General features: G+C 38.1%; 1 protein-coding gene. It reads left to right on the forward strand.

Annotation, left to right across the window (positions count from 1 at the left end):
- Nucleotides 1-97: 97 nt before the first annotated feature.
- Complete coding sequence (locus tag M3200_RS04215; protein ID WP_022382295.1) at nt 98-2,674, forward strand: YfhO family protein; 2,577 nt, start codon at nt 98-100, stop codon at nt 2,672-2,674.
- Nucleotides 2,675-3,067 lie beyond the last annotated feature (393 nt).

The raw sequence follows: 3,067 nt of genomic DNA on the forward strand, positions 1-3,067 counted from the left end.
ATTTTTACCAACACGTTTTGTCCTATAACCCGAATTTTAGATTATAATAAACATATACTCAATTTCTATAGGAAACTGTTGGGGAATAGGATTAACCATGATAAATCAGAATACGATGAAAGTAATAAAGAGAGAAAAGAGAAATTCCTTATGGATATTTCGTATGATTTCTTTTGCTCTAACCACTCTTATATGCTTGGGAGTTTTTGCCTTTTTCAGAGAAGCACCATTTGGAGATAAAACGCTCGCAGCCAGTGATGCGTTTATTCAATACATGGATCTCATGGCATTTTTTAAGGATGTATTATCCGGGAATCAGTCTTTAACTTATACCATGACAAAAGGCCTCGGTGGGTCAGCCATTGGCATATTTTCTTATTATTTAGCATCGCCCACAGAATTGCTGCAGTTATTCTTTTCAAAAGACCAAGTGCCTGTTTCATATAATTTGGCAGCTGTCCTTAAAATGGGAATGGCATCATTGACGATGACATGGTTCTTGCAGGACCGATTCAATAACAAGATCTCCATGCTCCCTCTTATGGGACTTTCCATCGGCTATGGCCTGATGCACTACAATTTGTACCAAATCTGGAGTGCTATGTGGCTGGATGGCGTATACATGCTGCCGCTCATGATGCTCGGCGTATATAGAGCTGTGCATTTTGGGTCTATTGGCATGCTTTCCGTCAGTACTGCACTTTCAATTCTGCTTAATTGGTATACTGGCGGTATCAATTGTCTCTTCAGTGGTTTCTGGTTTCTGGCAGAAGAGACGTTGCTGCATTTCCAGAGGGGCGGAGCAAAGAAAGAATTTTTTAGTGATACAGTAAGATATGTCTTTGGTATGGTAACGGGGATTTTGATCAGCTCTATTCTTTTCCTCCCTACAATATTACAGCTTCGCGAAGGGATTGGAGGTTCTTTTGACTGGAATCAAATTTCTCTGGGCTTTCAGGGAGATATACTGGCATCTCTAGGCGCTTATTACATGGGAATTCATCCTAAGGAAATACCCAGTTTAGATTATATGTCTCTTTTCTGCGGGAGCTTGGCAGTTTCCGGGGCTTTGGCACTATTTGCCGTAAAAGATATCAAATGGAAATATAAAGCATTTGCTTTTTTGCTGATTGTTTTTTCTTTTCTGATGTTTCATTGGAAAATATTATTTTTTATGTTTTCACTTATGAAAAAGCCGATGGGATTCATGCCAAGGTACTCCTATCTGGGATCTTTTATTCTCATTTTTCTTTCAGGCTGTTATTTCTCCGACTGGAAAAAATGGGGGTTTGGTATTCGGCAGCTTATTATTTGTTTGCTGTTCCCTGTATCCCAGATACTGATTGAACGTTTGCGGCCGGCATTATACCAGAATTTCTTTTTGTTCAATATTGCATTTCTAGTGATTGTCCCCTGTATTCTCTATGAAATTGACAGGTCATACAGGATAAATGTAAAGAAAAATTTTATGATGGGGTTATTAGCATGCATGCTCATTTGGGAAATGAGCATGTCTGCATGTATATTTTTATCTATGCGAGGAGCGGGGAGTCTTTATACTTATCAATCTTATGATGATCAGCAAAGAACACAGATTCAGGAAATCAAAGCATATGATGGAGGAATCTACCGTATCAATCAGGTAATGAATAGGGGAGATATTCGCGCGAAAGATGAACAAGAAAAAAATAAGGGATTTAATCTTAATGAAAGTATGAATTTTAATTATTGGGGAATACAAGAATATACTTCATTGTTAAAAAAATCTCAGTTCAAATTATCGTCTAATATAGGATATTATGATTTTACTGAAAGGGCTAACAGATTTTATACTTCTATTCTTCCTGCAGATTCTCTCTTGGGAGTAAAATATTTGTTGTTGACAGAGCCAATAAAAGGACTTGAGTCAGATTTGCCATTTGGAATAAGTAATGGGAAAAAAGTATACAAAAATCCATATGCTCTGCCTATGGCGTTCATATATCGAGAGAATGATCAGATAATCCCCGGAGAATCTGATAATCCGTTTACTTATACAAATGCACTATACAGCAAACTAATTGGACATGCTGTAACAATTTATCATCCCGTATCATTTACAGAAATATGTGAAAATAGACATGAGATCTATGAAATCAATAATGGGGTGGACCCTATTTATGCATTTCTTATATGGGATGGACCTTACAGACAGGTGTCGATAAATGGAGAAAGCAGTCAAATTTTATATGATTCAGGGATGTTCTATATTCCTGCGACGGGCAGTCAGACTCGTGCGATTGATGTAGACCTTTCGGATGATATCCGGATGAAACAAGCACTTTTCTATGAAACGGATCTTTCAGCATTGAAAGAAATCTCTCGCGAAATCAATCAAAGAGCTGCTAAAAATCTTATGATTCGAGATGGAGAAATCAGTGGTACGGTAGAAGGAAGAGAAGGAGATATACTTTTCTTATCGGTTCCTTATGAAAATGGATGGACAGTCATGAGAAATGGCAAAGAGATTACTCCTGATATCTTTGCAGGATGTTTGATGAACATTCCTCTTGAGGAAGGAGAAAATCACATTCAAATGACATACCATATTCCAGGGCTGACAGCAGGGGCGGCTCTGACATTGATAGGTATTCTGCTTTTAGCTGGTAATCAATATAAAAGAAGAAAACAATAACGAAAATACACCAAGCAATTCACCTTGCTTGGTGTATTTTCGTTACTTGATAATTATAGAATCAAACTGCTTAAGGAATAAACTTATTTGGGAAGAGTAAAGCGACGCACAAAAACGTGTGAACCTCGATGCAGGGGGTTAAATACAAAGTGAGATAGTAGGTAAGAATGCTTAGAGCCCGACAAGGCAACAAAAAAGACACCACGGAGTCTAAGTCTCGTGATGTCTTCTTCCGGTGGGCGATAACAGGATCGAAATGGTTCGAAAACGAACCGGTTTTGAAGGAGCAAAGCGACACGCAAAAACGTGTGAGCTTCGATGCAGTGAGGTTAAATATTAAGTGAAGCAATCGGTAAGAATGGGGTTATAGGACAAAACGTGTTGGTAAAAATT

It is taken from the genome of Dialister sp. CAG:357, from assembly GCF_000435155.1.
Taxonomy (GTDB): Bacteria; Bacillota; Negativicutes; order Veillonellales; family Dialisteraceae; genus Dialister; species Dialister hominis.

What these genes read in the sequence shown, in the direction of transcription:
- M3200_RS04215 (WP_022382295.1), top strand. Translation starts at nt 98, where the DNA reads ATGATAAATCAGAATACGATGAAAGTAATAAAGAGAGAAAAGAGAAAT.